We start from the raw sequence: 22509 nt of genomic DNA on the forward strand, positions 1-22509 counted from the left end.
TGCCATGAAAGCGCTGGTCTATACCGGCCCCCATTCCCTGGAACTGGGCGAGGTTCCCGAGCCCGTGCCCGGCAATGACGAGGTTCTGGTGCGGGTTGAGGCGGTGGGCATCTGCGGGTCCGACATGCACGCCTATCACGGGCACGACGCGCGCCGTCCCGCCCCTTTGGTGCTCGGCCACGAGGCGGCCGGGCGCATCGCCAGCGGGCCGCGCGCGGGGGAGCGGGTCACCGTGAATCCGCTGGTCGTATGCGGCACCTGCCGCGCCTGCGAGGCGGGCAGGGCGCATCTGTGTCCCTCGCGGCAAATCCTCTCCATGCCGCCGCGCCCCGGTGCCTTCGCCGAACTGGTGCGGGTGCCGGAGCGCAATCTGGTGGCGATCCCGGAGGATTTTCCCATTGCCAAGGCGGCTCTGGCCGAGCCCGTGGCGGTGTCCTATCACGCGGTGAACCAGGGCGCGCGGCTGCTGGACATGCCGCTCTCCGCAGCGCGCTGCCTGGTCATCGGCGGCGGGGCCATCGGCCTTGCGGCGGCGCTGGTTCTCGCCATGCAGGGGGCGGCGGAAATCTTCGTCGCCGAGCCCCATGCCGGGCGGCGGGCGACAGTCGCGCGGGCCGGGGATTTTCGCTGTTACGCGCCCGGCGAGGCCGGTGCGCCGCAGGAGAGCAGCATCGACCTTGTCGTCGACGCGGTGGGCGCGGTCGCGACGCGGGCGAGCGCCAGCGCGCTGGTGCGGCCGGGCGGGGTGATCGTTCATGCCGGGCTTCTGCCGGGAATGGACGGGTTTGACGTGCGGCGCATCACCTTGCAGGAGATCATCGTCAGCGGCACCTATTGCTATACGCCCGCCGATTTCCGCGCGACCGTGAACGCCCTCGCCTCGGGCCGCCTCGGCGCGCTCGACTGGTTCGAGGAGCGCGACCTTTCGCAGGGCATCACCGCCTTCCAGGATATCGACGCGGGCCGCGCCGCCGCGGCCAAGATCGTGCTGCGGGTCTAGGCAAGCCGTGGCGCGGGCGGGCCTGTGCGCCGGCAGACCTGCGCCTCAGGAGGTCACGCGCACCTCCACCGACATGCCGAGGCAGTCGTCGCGCGCGCCCACATAGGTGCCGGAGACGGGGACGGTCTGTTCGATGGTCCGCGCCACCGAGACCGGAACGAGGTTCGACGCTCCGACGCCGCCATTGGTCGGGTCAAAGGTGATCCACCCCGCGCCGGGCACGTAGATTTCTGTCCAGGCGTGGGTGGTGCCGGCATCGCTATTGCCGACCAGCAGGGTGCCCGGCGTGTGCAGATAGCCCGAGACGATCCGCGCGCCGAACCCGAGGCTGCGGGCCGCTTCCGCCAGCAGCACGGCGAAATCGCGGCACGAGCCCCATCCGCGATCCAGCGTGTGGAGCGGCGGTTGCGTGCCCTCCTCGTCGCGGCTCTGGTAGCGGATGCGCGCGGGAATGCCCGCGTTCATGTCCTTCAGCAAGGAGAGCGTGTCGGTGGGATTGGAGCGCACGAAGCTGCGGGCCCAGGCGTGGAGGCGCCCGGCGGGATCGGCATATTGCGGGATCGTCAGCGCGCCGAGGTCGGTCCATTCATCATTGGAATGGCGGAACGGATAATGCATCGCCGAGCCCGCGATCTCGAACACCGGCCATGCGGAGGCATAATGCTCAAGCTCGGCCGAGCTTTCCACCGTCAGGGTTTCCGAACTCTCGCGGAAGGAAGCGGTGGCGACCGCATTGCCGAACACGTCCTGAGTCCAGCTGAGCACGCTGGCGGGGAAGGTCGCGACCTTCATGGAAATGAGCCGCAGGTCCAGGCTCTCGCGCGGGCGCAGCATCAGGCGATGCGCGCCGAGGGCGACCCGGTGGCGATAGAAATAGGTGGTGCGATGATGAATGCGAAGCTGAACCATTCATCATTATCGTCGCGCTTCGCATGCGCAGCAATCTCCGAGCGGCCGCGCCGGGACGCGAGCCACAGCTTTGCGCGCGCCCTTCGCGGTCAGCCCCGGCTGCGGAAGGTGATGAATTTATGCGCGGCGAAATTCACGAACACCGGCAGCATGATGGCGATGGCATGCGCGCCAGCCTGGGCCAGTGCGGCAGGAAGAAAGGGGGAGAACAGCCGGTCCAGCCCCACCGACGCGCCGAGCACCACCGGAAACGCCAGCGCGTTGAACAGGAAAAACCAGGACATTTCGGTGTGCAACGCCTTGCCAGAGGCGGGAAACACGAACAGGCGGTTCAGCGTGAAGGCGGTGAGGAAGCCGACCAGATAGGCGAGGCTGACCGAGACCCGATAATTGAAATACAGATCGAAGCCGAACCGGCTGGCGAAATTCGTTACCGCCGCGAGCCCGCCCGCGAGCAGGAACTTGCCGAACTGGCCGTTCACGTAAAGGGCGATCAGGCGCTGCATCTCGTCTCTTCAATCGCTGCGGCACGGCTCAGCCAAAGACCGGCGCGCGGCGGGGAACATGATCGGTGCCAATCGCCGCCGCCATTTCCCGGGCGAGCCGCGCGCCTTCGGAAACGCCGCGATCCTCGGGATAATAAAAGCAGGTGTCGGCGATCTGAAGGCCGGCGATCGGCGCGCGGATCGGCGGGATTTTCGCGGCGAATCCAGGCTCGCACAAGGGCTGCGCATAGCGCAGCCGCCCGACGCGCGAGCTGAGGCGGTCGCCCTCGGACAAGGCCGGATTGACGCGCCGCAGATAGCTGTAGCTTTCGGCGATCAGCTCCGCGTCGGACCATTGCCACTTCTTATGGTCGTGCGGCATGTAATAGGGCACATAGACCACCGTATCCGGCATGGCCCGCAGGTTTGAAAACTCGATGATGCCGGGAATTTCGATTTCGGGATCGACGATATTGACCCAGAAATGCGGCGTCACCGAGCGCTTCAGCTTATGCAGCACGCAGATCACGCCGATATTGCGGATTGCATCATAGGCGTCCTTCGAGGCCTGCGGCAGGCTCGGGACCAATTGCGAGACGAACGGTGTCGGCACCGTGGAAATGACGGCCTCGGCGGGAAAGAATCGGCCGCCGGCGTGAACACCGGTGACCCTGCCGTCCAAGCTCTCCACCTGTTCGCAGGGTGTCGAGAGGTGCACTCGCCCGCCGCGGCCCTCGATGGAGCGCATCAGCGCATCCACCAGGGTCTGCGATCCGCCCTCGATATGGCCCAGTTCCTCCTGGAACAGGGATTTGCGCGAATTGCCGATGCGCCGCACCCGGGTGGCGATCCAGGCGGCCGAGACGTCGTCGGCATATTGGTAGAATTTCAGCTCCATGAGGCGGCGCCAGAGCTTGTCATAGACGCTCGCGCCGGACCCCTTCTCGATCCAGTCACGGGCCGAGACCGTCTCCAGATCGTCGAAGGCGCGACGCTTGGAGGTCATGAACATCTGCAAGCCGTAGCGCAGCTTCTCCAGCGGATTCAGCAGGGATGTGGCCAGCAGGGAAATGGGATCGCCCCATTTGTGCAGGCCGCCATCCTTGAAATAGGCCATGGAGGTCGGCCGCCAGCGCATCTTGTCGGCGATGCCCAGCTCCGCCATCAAAGCGAAGGTGGGGGCGTCCGGCTTGCAGATGAAATGATAGAAGCGCTCGATGGACAGGCCGTCGAAATCGAAATGCGCCGCCATGCCGCCGGCGACCGTGTCGGCTTCCACCACATTCACCTCATGGCCGAGGTTGAGGGCGTAATGCGCCGCCGCCAGACCCATGGCGCCCGCGCCGATGATGACGGTTTTCGTCATGCGGGCCGCTCCTAGAAGTCGAGGACGATGGAGCTATAGCGCGGATCGAGGAAGGTTTCCTCGAACGCCTGCTTCAGCGGCGTCTCGGGTACGTTGAAGATCTTCGGCCAGTCGATGACCGGAAACACTTCCGGGATCACCAGGGCCTGCAGCTGGTTGACCGTGAACGGCGGGTTCGTGTTCACCAGCGCATAGGTCTTCAGCAGCACATAAAAGGCGGCATAGGGAATCCTGACGATCCGCGCCTTGGCGCCAGTGATGCTTTTGATGAGCCGGATGATGTCGATATAGTCGATTTCCGTGCGCCCCGAGATGTCGTGGGTGCCGGTGATGCGGCTCTCGATGGCCGAAGCGATGATCGCGGAGAAATCGCCCGCATAGAGCGGCTGGCGGCGGAATTTGCCGGAGCCGGGGATCGGGAACACCGGCACGCGATCCATGAAGCGACGCAGCCAGCCGAGATGCTTGCGGTCGAACCAGCCGAACATCAGCGTCGGCCGCAGCACCACGTGGGGCGTTTCGACCGTATCGACGAAGCGCTCCTGCGCGGTCTTGGTCTCCACATAGAAGTCCTTGGCCTGCGAATTCACCACGGACGAGGAGATGGCGACGAAATAGGGCACGCCGTGCCGGCGCACCGCATCGATGATGTGTTGCGTCGCCGTGACGTTGTTGGCGACGAATTCGGAATGGTCGAGCCCGCCGATCTGCGCCTGGTTGACCACCACCGCATCGGCCCCGGCGAAGGCGTCCATCCACGGGCCGGCGCGGCTGAGATCGGCCTCGATCACGTCGATGTCGGGGTGAAGCTGCCGCAGCCGGGCGGTGTTGGCCGGATGCTTGTCGATGCCGACCACCCGATAGTCGCGCGCCTTCAGGCGCGGCACGAGATTTTGCCCGACAAGTCCTGCGGCTCCGGTGACGATAATGGTCTTCATGGATGGCCGGCGCCGATCAGATGGGTGCGAAACTCGCCCATCACATGCCAGAGCCCTCCCGCCCTTGCAATGGCCGGCGGCCCGGGCCAATCGCGGGGCCGCCATGCCGGAACCGCGGCGCGCGATTCCGCCGAGGCGCCGGCGGGCTCTTTCAAGGCCGTTTGCGTTGCCCTTCCGCGCGCACGCGCGGTGGGTCTATCCTGCCGCCGATCGCCCTCCTGCTGTTCGGATGTCCATGATCGACCGCATCGTCACGCCCGCCGCCCTCGCCATTGCCATGGGTCTTGCACCCGCCGCCGAAGCGCTGGAGGCTCCGCCGGCCGCGTTCGTCGATGTGGCGTCGCTCGTGCCCGGCGCGCGCTTCGACGTGCGCTATCACGGCAGCGAGAATTTCGTCGGGACGCGCGTGGAGGGCTATGAGGCGGCGCGCTGCTATCTCACTCGGCCCGCCGGCGAGGCCCTTGCCCGGGTGGAGGCGGACGTTCGCACGGCGGGCTTCGACCTGCTGATCTTCGATTGCTACCGCCCGACCCGCGCGGTGGCGCATTTCGCGCGCTGGGCGGCGGACCTCGCGGACCAGCACACCAAGCCGCGCTATTATCCCGACGTGGACAAGAAGGATCTGTTCGCCGAAGGCTATATCGCCGCCCGGTCGGGCCATTCACGCGGCTCCACGCTCGACCTCACGCTGGTCGAGGCGGCGAGCGGGCAAGAGCTGGACATGGGCACGCCGTTCGATCTCTTCAGCCCGCGCTCCTGGCCCGGAGACACCTCGGTGACGCCGCAGCAGCGGGCGAACCGGCGGCGGCTGGCGGACGCAATGGTGCGCCACGGCTTCGTGCCGTTTGAGAAGGAATGGTGGCACTTCACGCTTGCGAACGAGCCGTTTCCCGACACCTATTTCGATTTTCCCATTCGCTGAAGGCGCGCCGCGCGGGCGCCGCGCTCAATGGGCAGTGGCTTCCTCGATCTTCAGCCGCCGGCCCCAGGCATCGAAGAAATGGCCCTCGTTGAGCACCAGCCGGTCGGCCTTCACGCGGGCTTCGAGGGCGCGCAGGCGGCTGCGGGCTTCTCCGTTCAATAGCGGCCCGCCGGAATCGAGCACCGGGAAGAAGGCCGCGCCGTCCCATTGCTTGCCCGAGCCGGCGAACAGCGCCACGATCTGCGGCCAGCGGATCTCGTCGCCGATGATGTTGAAGAAGGTGGAGGCGAGCGGCGCCACCTCCAGCCCGCCGATCTTCACCAGCACCACCAGCGCGGTGAAGGCGCCATGCGCGGCGAAGGACTCGCGCAGCCAGAGGTCGAATTCGGTCAGATCGTGCCGGCCGGCACCCTTCGTGCCCGCGCCCTTGCGGCTAGTAATCGACACGGGGCGTCTCCGGTATGTAGTGCTCGAAGAGATACCAGAACGGGCTTTCGCGGGTCTCGGCGTACCAATCCTCGAACGCCGCCAAGGCGCCGGCGGGATCGGGAGCCGCGCCTTCCGGCGTCTTGGCCGGGTCCTCATCCGCGACGGGATGCGCGGCGGAAAACAGGGCGAGGGCCACCGGCGCGAATCTTGTGAGGACCGCGTCGCGGGCATCGCTCATATCGTCCCAGCCGAGCCGTGCGCGCAGATGCGCCTGCACCGCCGCCACCGCCAGTTCCGGCGTTTCCGCGCCTTCGGCTAGGGTGGCGAGGGTCGCCACCAGATTGCTGCGGCGATAGGCATGGGCGCGAGCATAAGCGAGGGCGGCCGCGCGCGCCTCGGTTTCGCGCCGGAAATCGGCTTCGGCCTGTTCCGCCGCGGCCGCGGCCGTCTCTAGGCTCGCCAGATAAGCTGAAAGCGTGGTCATCGCCGTCCTCGCGCCGCTGTGGCGGCTTTTGATCCGGGTGCCGCCGGGCTTGCGGCTTTCGGGCTTGGGCTCTTGGATGATGGACCGCCGGGCGAATTTTGCGGCCCCGGATTTTGCGGATTTGGTTTTTGCGGATTTGGATTTGGCGGAAGAGAGTGGGAGTCGAACCCACCAAGGACCGGCTCGCGGCCCCTCCCGGATTTGAAGTCCGGACGCCCCACCAGGGACGCTTCTCTTCCAATGGCGTGCGGCGTTGCCGCCGGTTCCTGCGCCGGCGCATCATCGCTTATGGGGCGGAACAGGTCCAGCCGATGGGGATTGATGCGGCGCAGATCGCCCCGGCGCAAGGTCACGCCGTGGCGATCGAAGAATTCAAGGATCTGGATGGCCACCTTGCGCCCGCTATCCACCTCGTCGCGGAATTGCGCGGCGGTGAAGCTGCCGTGCGCGGCGCCGAGGCGGGTCAGGATCTCCACCATTTCGGCGACGGTGGCGCGCAGGAAGAAATGATCGTGGGCGATCTCGTCCACGCGGCCCATCCGCCCGAGCAGCTTGAACATGCGCCGCACGTCCGCTTCGGGCTGGGCGCGCAGATTGGCGATGTCGCGCACGCGCGGCGGGCGGAAGCGCTCGGCGCCCTGGAGCAGGGGCCGCGCCTCGCTCCACAAGGCTTCGTCGCGCGCGGTCAGCCGCACCTCGAAATCCGCGCGCCGCACCCAGGCGCCGTCGAGTCCGATATCGCCGGCCCGCGCCATCATCTGCAAGGCGGCGAGGAAAGCGGGGGCGGGCAGGCGCGGCGACAAAGCAAGCCGCAGCCGCTCGCGCCCCATGCCGGCAAGATCGGGATTTTCCGCGTGATAGGCATCGAGCCGCGCGATCAGGGCCTCGCGCAGGGCCTGCCAGCGCCCGGCGGAAAGCGCGAGCGACGTCTCGCCCATGGGCAGGCGCACCAGCCCGAGCGCCTCGGCGATGGTATCGGCCTCTGACGCGGCGAGGGCGCGATCGCGCACGAAGGCGGGCAGATCCAGATAGAAGGGCGCGCTCTCGCACAGCGCCAGCACCGCGTCGCTCGGGTCGCGCAGCGCGTGGGCGGCGAGCTGGGCGATGCGCTCGGGGCTGCGGCGCTTGCGGCTCGGCGCGCGCAGATCGAGAAACCGCCCGCCGCCGATGGTGCGCTGGGCGGAGGTGTCGCGCACCACATAGCGATCGCCCGCCGCCGCCGCGATGGGATGCTCCAGAACCAATTGCACCAGCCCGCTCGCCCCTGGCGCGAGGGTTTCGCCGAGCAGCACCACGCGGGCGCCGACCTCCCGCGATGCGGTGTGCAGGCGCACGGGAAACCATTGGCCTACCGGCTTCGCCTCGCTGGCGAGCACGTCCAGGGTGGCGTCGATATGGTCGCACGGCGCGTGCAGGCTCGGATCGAGCACCAATTCGCCGCGCGCGATGGCGTCCTTGGTGATGCCGTCGCCAACCAGATTGAGCCCGCAGCGGTCGCCGGCCCGGCCTTCCTCCGCCGGCCGGTCCTGGGCGCGGATGGAGCGCACGCGCGCGGCAAGGCCGGACGGGCTGACGACCACCCGGTCTCCCACCCGCACCACGCCCGAAAGCACCGTGCCGGTGACCACCGTTCCCGCCCCCGAGAGCGTGAAGGAGCGATCCACCGCGAGGCGGAACCGGCCGGAGGCGGCGCGCTGCGCCAGATGCTCGGACGCGTCCACGAGGCGCTGGCGCACCTGCGCCACGCCTTCGCCGGTGACGGTCGACACGGGTATGATTTCACTGCCTTCAAGCGCCGTTCCCGCGAGCGTCGCCGCGATCTGCGCCGTCACCTCGGCGCGGCGCGCATCGTCCACGAGATCCGCCTTGGTGAGGGCGACGAGCCCGTGGGAGACGCCGAGCAGATCGACGATGGCGAGATGCTCGCGCGTCTGCGGCATCACCCCGTCGTCCGCCGCCCCCACCAGGAGCACGAAATCGATGCCGCTCGCCCCGGCCAGCATGGTGTGGACGAAGCGCTCATGGCCGGGAACGTCGATGAAGCCCAGCGTCGCGCCGTTTTCCAGCGGCAGATAGGCGAAGCCGAGATCGATGGTGATGCCGCGTGCCTTCTCCTCCTTCAGGCGGTCGGTATCGACCCCCGTGAGCGCGCGCACCAGCGATGTCTTGCCGTGGTCGATATGCCCGGCGGTGCCGATGATCATGGCAACGGCTCCGGAGCCGGCAAGGGGTCAGGGGCGGGAAGGGGCAAGGCGGCGCGCCGCTCGGCCTCCGCCGCCTGGTCCTGCGAGAGCGTGGCGCGCACCGCGTCCATGAACGGCGCGGCAAGGCCGCTGCCGCCTTGATAGCCGCGCAGGAGCCATTCATAGGCGGCGAGCGGATCGCGCGGCGCGCCGGAGCCGATATGATGGGCGGCGCCCAGCATGGCCTGGCCGTCGGCATCGCCGCGCTCAGCCCCGCGCCGCCACCAGCGCACCGCTTCGGCCGGGTCGCGCTCGACGCCCAGGGCATTATGATAGAGCATGCCGAGGCGCGTCATTGAGGAGGCGATGCCCTGCTCCGCCGCCAGCTCCGCGAAGCGGCGGGCCGCGGCAGCGTCGAAGGGGATGACCTCGCCTTCCAGCAGCATCCAGCTCAGCATATCCTGAGCCGGCCCGTCGCCCTGGTCGGCGGCGGCGCGATAGAGCTCGGCGGCGCGCAAATAGTCCTGCGGCGCGCCTTCGCCCTTGAAATAAAGTGCCGCGAGATTGCGCTGGCCCACGGGATCGCCGCTCTCGGCGGCGAGATGCAGCCAGCGGAAGGCGAGGGCGGGATCGCGTTCCACGCCCAGCCCCTCGGCGAAGCAGGCGCCGATATTGTTTTGCGCCCGCGCGATGCCGGCGCGCGCCAACATCTCCCAGAGATACAAAGCAGTCTCGTAATCGCCCGCCTGCGCCGCCGCGAGCGCCTCAGCCATGCGGGCGTCGGGATCGGTGGGCGCCGCCTGCGGGTCCTGCGGGGATGCGGAGGGGGCGGCCTTGCGCCCGCGCAGCAGGTCAAGCCATCCCATGGGCCGGCCCGTCTTTTGGCACGCTGAGTTGGGCGATGGCGGTGCGGAAGCCGGCTTCGTCCAGCAGGCAGCGCAAATCCAGCACCAGCGCGCCATCCGCGATGCGACCGATGACCGGAACCGGCAAGGCGCGCAGCGCGCGCGCCAGCGCATCCAGCGCGCGCCCGCTGCCGTCGGCGGGGGTGATCGCGAGGGCGATGCTCGGCAAGGTTTCCAGCGGCAGCGCGCCGGAGCCGATCTGGCTCTTGCAGGGAATGATGGAGGTCGAAAACCCATCGCCCAGCCGCTCGGCGAACAGAGGCAGCAGCGCCTGCGCCAGCGCCTGCATCTCCGCGAGCGGCCGCGCGAGCAGGCGCAGCGTCGGCAGGCGGGAGGCGAGGCGGTCCGGGTCGCGATAGAGCCGCAAGGTCGCTTCCAGCGCCGCGAGGCGGATCTTGTCCACCCGCAGCGCCCGCTTCATGGGGTTCTTGTTGATGGCGGCGATCAAATCGCGCCGGCCGACGATGAAGCCGGTCTGCGGGCCGCCCAGCAGCTTGTCGCCGGAGAAAGTGACGATATCCGCGCCGTCCTCGATGCTTTCCCGCACGGTCGGTTCGTGCACCAGCCCATAGCGCGCGAGGTCCGCCAGCGTCCCCGAGCCGAGATCGTGGAACAGCGGCACTTCGCGTTCATGGGCGATGTCGGCGAGATCGCGCGGCGAGACCTCGGCGGTGAACCCCTCGATGCGGTAATTGGAGGTGTGCACTTTCACCACAAGGCCGGTGTCCGGGCCGATGGCCCCGGCATAATCCTTGGGGTGCGTGCGATTGGTGGTGCCGACCTCCACGAGCGTGGTGCCGGCGCGGGCCATGATGTCCGGCATGCGGAACGCGCCGCCGATCTCGATCAGCTCGCCGCGCGAGACGATGGATTCCTTGCCGAGCGCCAGCGTGTTCAGCACCAGCAGAACGGCGGCGGCATTGTTGTTCACCACCGTCGCATCCTCCGCGCCGGTGAGATCGCACAGCAATGCGCGCACATGATCGTCGCGCTCGCCGCGCTTGCCGCTCTCCACGTCGAATTCCAGCGCCACCGCGCTGCGCATGGCGGCGGTTGCGGCGGCAATGGCCTCCTCGCTGAGGATGGCGCGCCCGAGATTGGTGTGAAGCACCGTGCCGGTGAGATTGAAGACCGGACGCAGGCTGAGTTGCGCCCGCGCCTCCAGCGCCCGCAGGGCCGCGCCCGCGATCGCATCGGCGCCGGCGGGCGGGGTGCCGGCCCTTGTCGCCGCGCGGGCGGCATCGAGCGCGGCGCGCACCGCCTCGGTGGTAGCGGCGCGGCCGTGATGGTCCAGCGCGACGCGCCCCGCCTCCTGCTTGAGCACCTGGTCCACGGAGGGAAGCGCGCGCAGGGCTTCGCGGGCGGCGATGGCGGGACCGTTCATGATCGCCGCCTCAATAGCCGAGCAGGAACGGGTTGAACGTTCCGCGCCGATACGGGCCGTCTCGCATCAGCAGGTCGAGCCCGAGCCAGGCGACATCGTCGGCCACCGGGTCCGCCGCCGGGTCCTTGCTGAGGTAGAACAGCTTCGTATAGCCGTGGCAGGAATCGCAGGTTTCGGCCTTGGCGGCCCCCGAGGCGCCCTCCACCTCCTGCAATCCGATGCCCTTCGTGGAGCCGCACAGCACGCACCGCACCCGCACCTGGTTCCACAAGGTGCCGCACAGCGAGCAGGCGCAATAGCGCGCGCCCGGCGCGCTCGGCCATTCGACGATCAGGCTCGCGACCGGCGGCCCCCCGCAGCAAGGGCACATGCCGTCGCCGAGCGGGACCAGGGCTTTCGCATCGAGGCGGGCGGAAAGCCGAGCGAAATGCACCTGGAGCGCGGCGGCAACATAAATGTGCTCCGCCATGGCTTCCACCGGAATGGAATCGGCCAGCACGTTCAGGATCATGGCTTCGCGCGCCATCGGCGGCGCGCGCATCACCGCATCAAGCGCGGCGGCCGCCGCATCGGGCTTTTCCACCGGCTGCATGGCGCGGAGCAGTCGGTCGAACGTGGTGCCGAACGCATCGTCATAGGAGAATTGCGCCCGGTCCAAAGGCGGCATGGCGAATTCCGCCGCGCGCTTGCGCGCCGCCACGTCCGGCAACAGCGGCTCGGGCAGGCCGGCCTGGATATCGTGCTGGATCTGCACCAGATCGGCCAGGAACAGCAGATAGGGCCGCAACTCACTGTGCGGGGCAAGATCGCGGAAGCGCTGGGCGCGCGTGGCGAACAGTGCGGAGGGATCGGGAAGAACGGCCAGGGCAGGCTGGGCGATGCCGCCAATGACACTCGGATCGGGTTCAATCGCGCCCGGACCGCTGGAAAATTCTGACATGCCAATCCTCACGAACCCCACGGGCCACGTGGTTAAGCTTAAGGACATGAAGCGAAAGCAGGAGACGGAGCAGCCTCGTCGCCGCTCCGCCCCGGTCGATTTTCAGCTATGTGCGGCGGCCGCGCGTTCAAGAGGGCGCGTGCAAAACGTTCCCTCGCGAAACGCCACCCCCGGCCGCGTTCGACGGATTTCGCCGACGCGTCACTCCGCCGGCGTGCTGCCGGGCTTGTCCTTCGAGACCAGCTCGCGCAACCATTTGCGATGGTGACGCCAAGCCCATCCGCCGGTCACCTGACCCTTCGTCATGGCGCCGATGGTGCCACGGACCCAGATCGCCGCATAGACGTGGATGATCCACACGCAGATGATGGCGACCGCGGCCAGCGCATGCACCAAAATCGCCACCCGCTTCTGCGGGATGGTGGTGAAGGCGGAAAAATACTGGTCCCACACGACGAAGCCGCTGCAAATCAGCACGATGATCAGCAGCGACATGGCCCAGAACACGAATTTCTGGCCGGCATTATACTTGCCCACTTCCGGCAAGCGCTCCTCATGGCCGCCCAGCACGTCGCGGATGCGCGCGAGCCAGGTGCCGTCCTCCGCCTTCCACAGGTTCGCCCGCCAGAAGCGCAGGAACAGCCCGGCGAAGGAGAAGAACAGGACCACGCCGATCCAGGGATGGATCGCCCGCGTCCACTGCCCGCCGCCGAACAGATTGGTGAGGAAGAACAGCGAGGGACTGAACAGGGCCATGCCGGACAGCGCCAGCAGGATCAGGCTGATGGCCGTGATCCAATGGTTGATGCGGGCGCCAACCGTATAGCGGTCCACGGTGACAGGATGGCCCTTGTGGACCCCGTCGCCAGATTCGACGTCATAATCATTGCTCATCGCGGGTCACTCCCGGTGAGTTTTTCGGCGTTCTCCTCGTCCTCGTTGCTGACCTTGTTGGGGCCGGCGACGAGATGGTGGAGCACGCCCGCTGCGGCCGCGAGGCCGATCGCCGCGAAGCCGACGTATTTGGTCATACCCTTCCAGATCTCGACCACCGGGCTGATGGTCGGGTTCTTGGGCAGGCCGGCGTAGATTTCCGGCGTGTTGGCATGTTGCAGCACGTACATGACGTGGGTGCCGCCGACGCCCGGCGGATCATAGAGGCCGGCGTTGGCATAGCCGCGCGACTTCAGATCCTTGATGCGCCCATCGGCCCATTTCGTCATTTCGTCCTTGGTGCCGAAGGCGATCGCCTGGGTGGGGCAAGCCTTGGCGCAGGCGGGCCACTGGCCCACCGCAACACGGTCCGAGCACAAGGTGCATTTATACGCCTTGTTATCCACCTGCGAGATGCGGGGAATGTTGAAGGGGCAGCCCTTCACGCAATAACCGCAGCCGATGCACTTATCGTGGTCGAAATCCACGATGCCGTTGGAATATTGCACGATCGCGCCGGGCGCCGGGCAGGCCTTGAGGCAGCCGGGATCCGCGCAATGCATGCAGCCGTCCTTGCGGATCAGCCATTCCAGGTTCTGCGTCTCCGGATTGGTCCATTCCGTGAATCGCATCAGCGTGAAGGTGTTCGGCGTCAGGTCCGGCGGAATGGTGTAGCTGCCGTTGAAGGTGCCGATCTCCTCGTGGAGATTGTTCCATTCCAGGCACGCCGCCTGGCAGGCCTTGCAGCCGATGCACTTCGACACGTCGATGAGCTTGGCCACGGGGGTCTGCGTCTGGGCGGGCGGCGCTATGGTGGACGCCGACCGGCGGATCAGATCCTGCTGCCCGTATTTCGGGGCAACGGGGGCAACCGGGGGATTTGGGGCTGGGGGAAACATTATTTCACCTCCCTCACGCCACCGGCCCGGTGGTGGGCTCGATGTTGACACAGAACGCCTTGTATTCCGGCGTCTCGATGTTTGCGTCGCCGACGAACGGCGTCAGCACGTTGGCGGGGAAGCCCTTCTTGGCCGCGCCCACGAAGCCCCAATGGATCGGGATGCCGACGATGTGCACCGTCTTGCCGTCGCACATGAGCGGCTTGATGCGCTTCGTCACATAGGCCTTGGCGAACACCGAGCCGCGCTTCGACCACACGCGCACCCAGCCCGCATTGGCGATGTTCTTCTCCTTCGCCAGTTGTTCCGAGATCTCCACGAAGAATTCCGGCTGAAGCACCGAGTTCACGTGGTTGTTCTTGGTCCAATAGTGGAAATGCTCCGTGAGGCGATAGGAGGTCGCCGCATAGGGGAAGTCCGGCGAGCCGACGTCCGCGAACTGGGCGAAATCGTCCTTGAACACGCGCGCCACCGGATTGCCCCGCACCTTGGGGGCGATCACATTGGCGATCGGGCTTTCGAACGGCTCGTAATGCACCGGGAACGGACCCTCGCGCATCATGCCCCGGGCGAACAGGCGCGACACGCCTTCCGGGTTCATGATGAACGGGCCGACATCCTGAGGCTTGGCGGTGGGCGCGATGTCCGGCACGTCGTATCCGGTCCATTTTGCACCGTCCCACCACAGCAGCTTGCGGGTGTCGTCCCAGGGCTTGCCGTTGATGTCGGCCGAGGCGCGATTATAAATGATGCGCCGGTTGGCCGGCCACGAGAAGCTCCATTTCGAATAGGCGCCGGTGTCGCCGGGGTCGCTATTGTCCCGGCGCGCCATCATGTTGCCGGCCTCGGTGAAGCAGCCGGAATAGATCCAGCAGCCGCCGGCGGTGGTGCCGTCGTCGCGATAGGCGGCGAAGCTCGGCAATTGCTTGCCGGCCTCGAGCAGCTTCTTGGTCGGATCGTTGGGATCGGCCACGTCGCTCACGACATAGCCGTTCATTTCCTTCGCGAGCTCCTCGGGGGTGGGCTCGTTCGGGTTCTTATAGTTCCATTGCAGGTTGACGATGGCGTCCGGGAACGCGCCGCCTTCCTTCTGGTACAGGGCTTTGAGCCGCAGGAAGATCTGCGCCATGATCCAGGAGTCGGTCTTGGACTCGCCCGGAGGCGTGCCGGCCGCCCAATGCCATTGGAGCCAGCGGCCGGAATTCACCAGCGCGCCTTCGTCCTCGGCGAAGCAGGTGGTCGGCAGCTGGATCACCTCGGTCTGGATCTTGGCGGGATCGGCGGGATTATAGACCCCGTGATTTTCCCAGAACCGGGCGGTTTCGGTCTCCAGCGGGTCCATGATGACCAGCAGCTTCAGCTTGCCGAGCGCCTCGGCGAGCTTGGCTTTGTTGGGGAACGCCTGAAGGGGGTTGAAGCCCTGGCAGAAATAGGCATTCATCTTGCCCTGCTTCATCAGCTCGAAGGCCCGCAGGACGTCATAGGCGGGCACATCGAGCTTCGGCAGGTAATCATAGGCGAAGTTGTTTTCGGCGGTGGCCGACGGTCCCCACATGGCCTTCTGGAAACTGACGAAGAACTTCTTGTAGTTCTGCCAGTAACTCATCTGGTTCGGCCGCAACGGCTTGAAGCCGCGGGTCGACATATAGGTGGGGAAGTCGGCTTCCTTCTCGGTCGGCAAGGTCAGATAGCCGGGGATCAGGTTCGACATCAGGCCGATGTCGGTCAGTCCCTGGATATTGGAATGCCCGCGCAAGGCATTCATGCCGCCGCCGCGCACGCCGATATTGCCCAGGATGAGCTGGAGCATCGCCATGGTGCGGATGTTCTGGGAACCCTTGGAATGCTGGGTCCAGCCAAGCGCATACATCGACGTCATGGTCTTGTTCGGCGCCGAGCACTCGCCGATCATCTCCGCCACCTTCAGGAACTTGTCCTTCGGCGTGCCGGTGATGCGCTCGACCATCTCCGGCGTGTAGATGGAGACATGCTGCTTCAGCAGGTTCCACACGCACCGGGGGTTTTCCAGCGTGTCGTCCACCACCGCATAGCCGTCGGCGCCGATCTGGTAATCCCAGGTCGAGCGGTTGTAGTCCCGCTTGCTTTCGTCATATCCGGTGAACAGGCCGTCCTTATATTCAAAACCATCCTTCACGACATAGGTCGCGTTGGTGAAGGCCTTCACATACTCCCACTGCACCTTGTCTTTCTGGATGCAGTAATTAATCACGCCATTGAGGAACGCGATGTCGGTTCCCTGGCGGATCGGCGCGTAATAATCCGACACCGCCGCGGACCGCGTATAGCGCGGATCGACGACGATGAGCTTCGCGCCACGGTTGGCCTTCGCCTCCGTAACCCATTTGAACCCGCACGGGTGCGCTTCGGCGGCATTGCCGCCCATGATCACGACCAAATCCGTGTTCTTGATATCGGTCCACGAATTGGTCATTGCGCCACGGCCAAAAGTTGGGGCGAGACTCGCCACCGTCGGGCCGTGTCAAACGCGGGCTTGGTTGTCGAATACCAGCATGCCGGCGCTGCGTACGACCTTGTACGTGCACCAGGCGGTTTCGTTCGTGGTGGCCGAGGCGGCGAGGAAGCCGGTGGTCACCCAGCGATTGACGGTCACGCCGTCATTGTTCTTGGCGATGAAATTCTTGTCGCGATCGTCCTTGAGGACCCGCGCGATCTTGTCCAGCGCCACGTCCCAGCTGACCTGCTCGAACTTGTCCGAGCCGGCCTTGCGCAGCATGGGATAGTGCAGGCGGGTCTTGGAGTGCACGATGTCGAGGAGGGCCGCGCCCTTCGGGCACAGGGTGCCGCGATTGGTGGGATGGTCGACGTCGCCCTCGATATGGGTGATCTCGGCCTTTTCGCCCTTTTTCAGATCGCCCTTGGAATAGATCAGGATGCCGCAGGCCACCGAGCAATAGGTGCAGGTGTTGCGCGTCTCAGTCGTATTGAAAAGGCGGAACGGGCGGATGGAATCTGCGTAGGCCTCTTCTATGCCTCCGAAGCCGAAAGCTCCAAGAGACGTGCCCGCGATCCCCGCACCCGCCGTTTTCAAGAACTGGCGCCGCGAGAGCTCCATGTTCATCGAAGAAGACCTCCGATAGGCGCCCCCAACGGGGGACGATCAAAAGGGGGAAAATCACCCCTGTCCGGGATTCCGGCTCGTCAGAACGGTATTTTGGAATTGGAACCATGTCAAACTTCGCGAGCACAAATGCACGTGTTTCAAGACAATAAGACGGCTTTATTTGCTTTTTACTCGCCACGACTTTCAAGGCGACGCTGCGTCAGCGAAATAAAAATCGAAAAATATGCTGCAAATGCGAAGATGATGGAGGCATTCGCCGATGCCTTTTCGTTTGGACCACGAAATATTGATTGGGGACAGATTGACCGGCCCGAGGCTACGGCGCACGATCATCGCCGTGAACCTCACGTCGGCTCCCGAGGGTCGGGGCGATATTTTGGACGCGAAAATTCTCCGCCGGCATAGCGCGGGGAGCGTTGCCGCGTGCCCGCTTCGGTTCGCCTCTCCCTTCCAAGGCACCTCCCGCCTCCCGAGCATCTTCGCGACGCTGTGCGCCTGGGCCCTGCTGGTCTCGGGGGGCGCTGCGGCGCAGGGCGATGCCGGACTCCGCCTTGAACCTCCGCACGCAGCGCTTTCGGCCGATGCCGCGCCGTCCGCCGGCCAGCCCGCGCCGCCCCTGGCGCTGGAGATGCTCGCCCCCGTGGGCGCGCCGGTTCGGCAGGTGGATCGCGGAATGTTCGCCGGCCGCGTGGTGCTGGTGCATTTCTTCGCCACCTGGTGCGAACCCTGTCGGGAGGAATTGCCGGCGCTCAATCGCCTCGCGGCGCGCTTCGCCGACCGGCCGCTGACCCTGCTCGCCGTGGATGTGGGGGAGGTGGATGCGCGGGTGCGCCGCTTCATCGCGACCACGCCGGTCGCCTTTCCCATCCTGATGGATCGCGAGCGGCTGGCCGCGCGCGCGTGGGATGTCAGCGTGCTGCCCGCCAGCATTCTGGTGGGCCCGGACGGGCACGTGCGCGCACAGGCGCAGGGGCCGGTGGATTGGGACCGCGCCGAGACCGACCAGACCATCGCTACGTTGTTTGCTTCCGCCGATGTGAACCGCCAAGCCCAAGAGCCGATCAATCCACCCTCAGGAGGACCCACACAATGATTACGCGTCGTGACTTTGTGGTTTCCGGTGCAGCCCTCTCCGCCGCCGCCTTGCTGCCGGCCGGAGCCTGGGCGCAAACCGTGTTCGCGCCCCAGCCGGGGGCGTGGCGCAATTTCCAGGTGGTGACGCGCCTGGATGTGGCGAAGCCGGACGGCAAGACCGACGGGCTCGTGCGCGCCTGGGTGCCGCTGCCGGCCTTTTCCGAGGACCAATGGTTCCGCCCCGGCGGCAGCACCTGGTCCACCAATGCCGCCACCGCCGAGGTGGTCGGCGATCCGCGGTTCGGGGCGCAGATGCTGGCGCTCGAATGGTCGGCGCGCGAGCCGGCGCCCTCGGTGGAGATCAACAGCAAGATCGCGACCCGCAACCGGGCGGTGGACCTCTCCAAGCCCGGCACCGCCGCCCCGCTCGGGGACAAGGAGCGCGTGATGTTCCTGGCCGCCACCGACCTCATTCCCACCGACGGCATCGTCAAGCAGACCTCGGACAAGATCACCTCCGGCGCCAAGGACGAGATCACGAAGGTCCGCGCCATCTATGAATGGATCGTCGAGAACACCTATCGCAACGCCGCCACGCGCGGCTGCGGGGTGGGCGATATCGCGGCCTTGCTGAAGAGCGGGGACCTTGGCGGCAAGTGCGCCGATCTGAATGCCCTGTTCGTCGGCTTGGTGCGCGCAGCCGGCATTCCCGCCCGCGATGTCTACGGCCTGCGGGTGGCGCCCTCGAAATTCGGCTACAAGAGCCTCGGCGCCAATTCCGAAGTGGTGACGAAGGCGCAGCATTGCCGCTCGGAAGTGTTCCTCACCGGCTATGGCTGGGTGCCCATGGATCCGGCCGATGTGCGCAAGGTCGTGCTGGAGGAGCCGCCGGGCAAGCTGGGCATCGACGATCCCAAGGTGGTGGCCGCCCGCAAGACCCTGTTCGGCGCCTGGGAAGGCAATTGGATGGCCTATAATGACGCTCACGACGTGGCGCTGCCCGGCTCCAAGGGGCCGAAAGTGGGCTTCCTCATGTATCCGCAGGCGGAGACCGTGGCCGGCCGGCTGGATTGCCTCGACCCCGACACCTTCCGCTATTCCATCCGCGCGACCGAGATTTCGGTCTGAGCCTGTCTCCCGCCGAGCCCCCGTCGTGTCGCGGCGGGGGTATCGTCGGACCCGTGAGTGAGAGACGCCCCGCATGACCGAGACCGCCTTCCGCCTCACCAGCCTTGCCCATGGTGGCGGCTGTGGCTGCAAGCTTGCCCCTTCCGTGCTCCAGGAGCTTCTGGGCGGACAGCCCATTGCGCATCCCTTGGCGCATCCCTTGGCGCAGCCATTCGCGAAGCTGCTGGTGGGCACGGAAACCGGGGACGATGCGGCGGTCTGGGACCTGGACGGCGAGACCTGCATCGTCGCCACCACCGACTTCTTCATGCCGGTGGTGGACAATCCCGACCATTTCGGCCGCATCGCTGCCACCAATGCGATTTCAGACGTCTATGCCATGGGCGGCACGCCCATCATGGCGCTGGCGATCCTCGGCATGCCGCTCGGCAAGGTGGATACGCAGATCGTCCGCGAGATCCTCCAGGGCGGAGCTGCGGTGTGCGCGGCGGCGGGCATTCCGGTGGCGGGGGGCCATTCCATCGACACCGGGGAGCCCATCTATGGCCTCGCCGTCATCGGCACGGTGCGCAAGAGCCAGATCCGCCGCAACAGCGACGCCAAGCCCGGCGATGCGCTGATTCTCACCAAGGCGCTGGGCATCGGCATCTATTCCGCCGCCTTCAAGAAAGAGGCGCTCTCCCCCGACGCCTATGAGGAGATGATCGCCTCCACCACCTTGCTCAACAAGGTCGGCGCCACGCTGGCGCAGGACGAGGCGGTGCACGGCGTTACCGATGTCACCGGCTTCGGTCTGCTCGGCCATGGGCTCGAAATGGCGCGCGGCTCGGGCGTGCGGCTGCGCATCGAGGGCGGCGCCCTGCCGGTGCTGTCCCATGCCGAGGCCCTGGTTCGGCAAGGGTTCGTCACCGGCGCGTCGCATCGCAATTGGGCCAGCTATGGCGCGGGCATCGAGCTGCCGGCGGGGATGGAGGACTGGCAGCGCCATCTGTTGACCGACCCGCAGACTTCCGGCGGGCTGCTGGTGTCGGTGGCGCAGGAGGAAGCGGACCGCGTGCTGGGCGAGATCCTCGCCGCCGGCTATCCCGCCGCGCGCCGCATCGGCCGGGTGGAGGCGGGGGAGGCGAAGGTTCGGGTGGACGCCTGACGTCTCGCCGATCGGGCCTTGCACCGTGCGGTTGTCGGACGAAAGGGAACGCGGATCCCCCATCGGGCGTTGGCAGGTGTGAAAACACACAGCCCGGAGGGCGCGCCTTGATCCGTTCCACTGCGTCGGCGACATCTCTCGCCGCTTGTCTTGTCTCTCTCGCCCTCGGTGTCGGCATGGCGCCGCCGCTGTCGGGCACAGCTTTCGCGCAGGCTATTGTGAGCCCACCTCCGCCGGGGAGTCCGCAAGTGCCGGCCGAGAAATCCGGGCAGCCGCTCAATGCCGACCAGGGCTGCGATGCGACGGCCGCGGCGACGCCGCCGGCGCAGGGCGAAAGCTCCGGCACCGCGCCGGGCGGCGCGGGATCGACCGGCTGGTCGGGCGGCACGGGCGGATCCTATATCGGCACCCACCCGTCCGGCTCATCAGGATCGACGACGGACCATCCGGCGACGGTGCAGGGCGTCAATCCGTCCGTGGTCGGACCGAGCCGCAAGGATTGCTGAGGCCGCCTCAGATCTCTTGCGTTCCAGAGGATCGGCACACGTCCGCGAGAGCGGCGCGCGCCTTGCCTTCGGCCCCCGCCGAGGCCTCGATCCTGTGCCAGGACATGGCGCCGAGGTCATAATCGGCCTGCCGGCGCACCACCTCGGCCGTGGCGTCGGAGGCATCGCCCCGGCGCTGCTCGACCCGCGCGACGAGGGTATCGACCGGCGCGTCCAGCCACAGGCCGAGGAAATCCGCGCTCGTTGTCCCCGCCACGGCTTCGATGGCCTCGCGCTCCTGCGGCCGTGCATGGACCGCATCGGCGATCACGGCCTGGCCCGCCGCCAGCGCCAGCGCCGCCCGTGAGCGCATCCGCTCGTACACCGCTTGCGTTGCCTCGGACGTATAGGCGTGCGGCGGCAGCGTCTCGGTTTCGCCGACGCCCGCCATGCGTTTGCGTTCGATATCGCTGCGCAGGATCACGGCCCCCGGTGCCCGTCCGATGCCGGGCGCGAGCGCGGCCGCAAGCGTGCTCTTGCCCGTGCCCGACAATCCGCCGATGGCCAGCAGGACCGGCTTCGCCGGGGCCAGGAACGCGCGCGCCTCATCGAAATAATGGGCGATCTCGCCGCGCGCCGCCGCCTGCCGCTCGTCCGGCAGATGCGCGAGGCCCGCCGCCTGCACTTTCGCGCGGATCGCGGCGCGCAGGCTGAGGAACAAGGGCAGCGCCGCGAGCCCGGCATAATGCTCCGCCGGTCCCGCCCACAGATAGCGGTTCAGCACCGCGTTCGCCGCGCCCGGAAGGCCGCGCTCCCACAGATCCATCAGCAGAAAGGCGAGATCATAGAGCACGTCGCAGATGGCGATGTCGTCGTTGAACTCGATGGCGTCGAACAGCACCGGCGTGCCTTCCAGCAGCACGATGTTGCGCAGGTGCAGATCGCCATGGCAGCGCCGCACATGGCCCTGCGCCGCGCGCGCCCGCAGCAGCGGCGCCACCGCTGCCAGCGCGTCGGACGTGGCGTGCGTGAGGGCGCGCGCCGCATCCGGGGCGAACAGCTCCGGATTATCGGCGAAATCGGCGGCGTTCTGTTCCACGATGCGGGCGAGCGGCGCGGCGGCGTCCGCCGTGTTCCCGATCACCGGCGCCCGGGCATGGGCCGCATGCACCGCGCCGGCGAGGGCGGCGAGGAGGGCAGGGGTGAAGGCATTCTTCTCCAGCCGGTCGAGCGTGCGGGTCTCGTCGAAGCGGCGCATCTTCACGGCATAATCCACCGGCACGCCGGCGCCCCCCAAGGCAAGGCCATCCTGGGCAAGCCCGCCCGTGCCGCGCCTGTCGGCCGTGCGCACGATGGGCACGACGCCGAGATAGATTCCCGGCGCATTGGCGCGGTTCACCTCCAGCTCGCGTTCGCAGGCCGCGCGCCGCTTCTCCAGGGTCGAGAAATCCATATAGGGGAAGGCGACGGCGCGCTTCACCTTGTAGGCGACATCGCCCGCGAGGAAGACGGCGGCGCCATGGGTGTCGATGCGCGAGACCGGCGCGCCGCCGTGAGTTTCCGGATCTGCCAGGAAGGCGAACACCGGGTTCTGGTCCGCGACCACATGGCTGTCCATGGCCCAAAGCTCCGCGTGCCGGGGAATGCCTGAATATCCTTATGCCGGAAGCCGGCCGCCTTGATACGCCTCATTGGGCCGGCGCGGAACAAGGGGCAAGCTCGTCTTTGCCCTTCTGGAGCCGCACGGGGCGGAGGCGCATGCGCCGGCTCATCTTGATGGAATCCTTATGCCCAC

The 22509-nt window shown here is 67.0% G+C and carries 19 protein-coding genes, 1 tRNA gene and 1 pseudogene; 6 read left to right on the forward strand and 15 right to left on the reverse strand.

Features of this window, described 5'->3' with window-relative positions:
• Positions 1–4 precede the first annotated feature (4 nt).
• Positions 5–1000 carry a zinc-dependent alcohol dehydrogenase gene (locus V5G24_RS09520; RefSeq protein ID WP_394085181.1) on the forward strand — a complete coding sequence of 332 codons (996 nt, stop codon included), beginning with the start codon at positions 5–7 and terminating at the stop codon, positions 998–1000.
• Between the two features lie 45 nt (positions 1001–1045).
• Here the strand turns inward: V5G24_RS09520 and V5G24_RS09525 are convergent, their stop codons facing one another.
• From V5G24_RS09525 to V5G24_RS09540, 4 genes are all read right to left on the reverse strand, one after another.
• The gene (locus tag V5G24_RS09525; RefSeq protein WP_394085182.1) at positions 1046–1909 is read right to left on the reverse strand and encodes a transglutaminase family protein; all 864 of its coding nucleotides are present in this window, start codon (positions 1907–1909) and stop codon (positions 1046–1048) included.
• A gap of 89 nt (positions 1910–1998) precedes the next feature.
• A complete protein-coding gene (locus V5G24_RS09530; RefSeq protein ID WP_394085183.1) occupies positions 1999–2415 on the reverse strand; it encodes a GtrA family protein in 417 nt (138 codons plus the stop codon).
• A 28-nt stretch (positions 2416–2443) separates the two neighbouring features.
• On the reverse strand, positions 2444–3760 hold the full coding sequence (locus tag V5G24_RS09535) for an NAD(P)/FAD-dependent oxidoreductase (RefSeq protein WP_394085184.1): 1317 nt from the start codon (positions 3758–3760) through the stop codon (positions 2444–2446).
• 11 nt (positions 3761–3771) lie between these two features.
• Complete coding sequence (locus tag V5G24_RS09540) at positions 3772–4698, reverse strand: NAD-dependent epimerase/dehydratase family protein (protein ID WP_394085185.1); 927 nt, start codon at positions 4696–4698, stop codon at positions 3772–3774.
• Positions 4699–4933: 235 nt separating this feature from the next.
• Between V5G24_RS09540 and V5G24_RS09545 the strand changes: the two genes are divergently transcribed.
• A complete protein-coding gene (locus V5G24_RS09545; protein WP_394085186.1) occupies positions 4934–5620 on the forward strand; it encodes a M15 family metallopeptidase in 687 nt (228 codons plus the stop codon).
• A 24-nt stretch (positions 5621–5644) separates the two neighbouring features.
• Here V5G24_RS09545 and V5G24_RS09550 read toward each other — a convergent pair whose 3' ends face one another.
• The 10 genes and pseudogenes from V5G24_RS09550 to fdnG all read right to left on the reverse strand — a co-directional run bounded on the left by V5G24_RS09550 (position 5645) and on the right by fdnG (position 16877).
• Positions 5645–6067, reverse strand: coding sequence for a hypothetical protein (locus V5G24_RS09550; protein ID WP_394085187.1), 423 nt, complete (start codon positions 6065–6067; stop codon positions 5645–5647).
• A complete protein-coding gene (locus V5G24_RS09555; protein WP_394085188.1) occupies positions 6054–6533 on the reverse strand; it encodes a hypothetical protein in 480 nt (159 codons plus the stop codon). Before V5G24_RS09555 ends, V5G24_RS09550 begins: the two co-directional genes overlap by 14 nt.
• Positions 6534–6676: 143 nt before the next feature.
• Positions 6677–6772, reverse strand: a tRNA-Sec gene (locus V5G24_RS09560).
• Between the two features lie 144 nt (positions 6773–6916).
• Positions 6917–8737 (reverse strand): annotated as a pseudogene (gene selB, locus V5G24_RS09565) (selenocysteine-specific translation elongation factor); the annotation flags it as partial.
• Entirely contained in the window at positions 8734–9582 is an 849-nt protein-coding gene (locus V5G24_RS09570; RefSeq protein WP_394085189.1) for a tetratricopeptide repeat protein, read from the reverse strand. The pseudogene selB and the gene V5G24_RS09570, both read right to left, overlap by 4 nt.
• On the reverse strand, positions 9569–11005 hold the full coding sequence (gene selA, locus V5G24_RS09575; RefSeq protein WP_394085191.1) for an L-seryl-tRNA(Sec) selenium transferase: 1437 nt from the start codon (positions 11003–11005) through the stop codon (positions 9569–9571). Before selA ends, V5G24_RS09570 begins: the two co-directional genes overlap by 14 nt.
• 10 nt (positions 11006–11015) lie before the next feature.
• Positions 11016–11945 (reverse strand): formate dehydrogenase accessory protein FdhE, encoded by a 930-nt coding sequence (gene fdhE, locus V5G24_RS09580; protein WP_394085192.1) that lies wholly within the window; start codon positions 11943–11945, stop codon positions 11016–11018.
• Between the two features lie 201 nt (positions 11946–12146).
• Positions 12147–12839, reverse strand: coding sequence for a formate dehydrogenase subunit gamma (locus V5G24_RS09585; RefSeq protein ID WP_394085193.1), 693 nt, complete (start codon positions 12837–12839; stop codon positions 12147–12149).
• Positions 12836–13777, reverse strand: a complete 942-nt coding sequence (gene fdxH / locus V5G24_RS09590) for a formate dehydrogenase subunit beta (RefSeq protein WP_394085194.1) — start codon at positions 13775–13777, stop codon at positions 12836–12838. Before fdxH ends, V5G24_RS09585 begins: the two co-directional genes overlap by 4 nt.
• Positions 13778–13790: 13 nt before the next feature.
• The gene (fdnG, locus tag V5G24_RS09595; protein ID WP_394085195.1) at positions 13791–16877 is read right to left on the reverse strand and encodes a formate dehydrogenase-N subunit alpha; all 3087 of its coding nucleotides are present in this window, start codon (positions 16875–16877) and stop codon (positions 13791–13793) included.
• A gap of 340 nt (positions 16878–17217) precedes the next feature.
• Here fdnG and V5G24_RS09600 point away from each other — a divergent pair, with 340 nt between their 5' ends.
• The 4 genes from V5G24_RS09600 (at position 17218) to V5G24_RS09615 (ending at position 20735) form a co-directional block, all read left to right on the forward strand.
• Positions 17218–17973 (forward strand): TlpA family protein disulfide reductase, encoded by a 756-nt coding sequence (locus V5G24_RS09600; protein WP_394085196.1) that lies wholly within the window; start codon positions 17218–17220, stop codon positions 17971–17973.
• A complete protein-coding gene (locus tag V5G24_RS09605) occupies positions 17970–19082 on the forward strand; it encodes a transglutaminase-like domain-containing protein (RefSeq protein WP_394085197.1) in 1113 nt (370 codons plus the stop codon). The genes V5G24_RS09600 and V5G24_RS09605 overlap by 4 nt, the downstream gene beginning before the upstream one ends.
• 73 nt (positions 19083–19155) lie before the next feature.
• Complete coding sequence (selD, locus tag V5G24_RS09610) at positions 19156–20229, forward strand: selenide, water dikinase SelD (protein WP_394085198.1); 1074 nt, start codon at positions 19156–19158, stop codon at positions 20227–20229.
• A 248-nt stretch (positions 20230–20477) separates the two neighbouring features.
• Positions 20478–20735, forward strand: coding sequence for a hypothetical protein (locus tag V5G24_RS09615; protein ID WP_394085199.1), 258 nt, complete (start codon positions 20478–20480; stop codon positions 20733–20735).
• A gap of 7 nt (positions 20736–20742) precedes the next feature.
• On the opposite strand, the gene V5G24_RS09620 is transcribed toward V5G24_RS09615, so the two are convergent.
• A complete protein-coding gene (locus tag V5G24_RS09620; protein ID WP_394085200.1) occupies positions 20743–22332 on the reverse strand; it encodes a bifunctional aminoglycoside phosphotransferase/ATP-binding protein in 1590 nt (529 codons plus the stop codon).
• Positions 22333–22509 lie beyond the last annotated feature (177 nt).

Source organism: Roseixanthobacter finlandensis (assembly GCF_043195105.2).
Taxonomy (GTDB): Bacteria; Pseudomonadota; Alphaproteobacteria; order Rhizobiales; family Xanthobacteraceae; genus NCEH01.

What these genes read in the sequence shown, in the direction of transcription:
- V5G24_RS09605 (WP_394085197.1), top strand. Translation starts at nt 17,970, where the DNA reads ATGATTACGCGTCGTGACTTTGTGGTTTCCGGTGCAGCCCTCTCCGCC.
- selD (WP_394085198.1), top strand. Translation starts at nt 19,156, where the DNA reads ATGACCGAGACCGCCTTCCGCCTCACCAGCCTTGCCCATGGTGGCGGC.
- fdxH (WP_394085194.1), bottom strand. Translation starts at nt 13,777, where the DNA reads ATGTTTCCCCCAGCCCCAAATCCCCCGGTTGCCCCCGTTGCCCCGAAA.
- V5G24_RS09545 (WP_394085186.1), top strand. Translation starts at nt 4,934, where the DNA reads ATGATCGACCGCATCGTCACGCCCGCCGCCCTCGCCATTGCCATGGGT.
- V5G24_RS09555 (WP_394085188.1), bottom strand. Translation starts at nt 6,533, where the DNA reads ATGACCACGCTTTCAGCTTATCTGGCGAGCCTAGAGACGGCCGCGGCC.
- V5G24_RS09525 (WP_394085182.1), bottom strand. Translation starts at nt 1,909, where the DNA reads ATGGTTCAGCTTCGCATTCATCATCGCACCACCTATTTCTATCGCCAC.
- V5G24_RS09570 (WP_394085189.1), bottom strand. Translation starts at nt 9,582, where the DNA reads ATGGGATGGCTTGACCTGCTGCGCGGGCGCAAGGCCGCCCCCTCCGCA.
- V5G24_RS09540 (WP_394085185.1), bottom strand. Translation starts at nt 4,698, where the DNA reads ATGAAGACCATTATCGTCACCGGAGCCGCAGGACTTGTCGGGCAAAAT.
- V5G24_RS09520 (WP_394085181.1), top strand. Translation starts at nt 5, where the DNA reads ATGAAAGCGCTGGTCTATACCGGCCCCCATTCCCTGGAACTGGGCGAG.
- selA (WP_394085191.1), bottom strand. Translation starts at nt 11,005, where the DNA reads ATGAACGGTCCCGCCATCGCCGCCCGCGAAGCCCTGCGCGCGCTTCCC.
- V5G24_RS09585 (WP_394085193.1), bottom strand. Translation starts at nt 12,839, where the DNA reads ATGAGCAATGATTATGACGTCGAATCTGGCGACGGGGTCCACAAGGGC.
- fdhE (WP_394085192.1), bottom strand. Translation starts at nt 11,945, where the DNA reads ATGTCAGAATTTTCCAGCGGTCCGGGCGCGATTGAACCCGATCCGAGT.
- V5G24_RS09620 (WP_394085200.1), bottom strand. Translation starts at nt 22,332, where the DNA reads ATGGACAGCCATGTGGTCGCGGACCAGAACCCGGTGTTCGCCTTCCTG.
- V5G24_RS09535 (WP_394085184.1), bottom strand. Translation starts at nt 3,760, where the DNA reads ATGACGAAAACCGTCATCATCGGCGCGGGCGCCATGGGTCTGGCGGCG.
- V5G24_RS09530 (WP_394085183.1), bottom strand. Translation starts at nt 2,415, where the DNA reads ATGCAGCGCCTGATCGCCCTTTACGTGAACGGCCAGTTCGGCAAGTTC.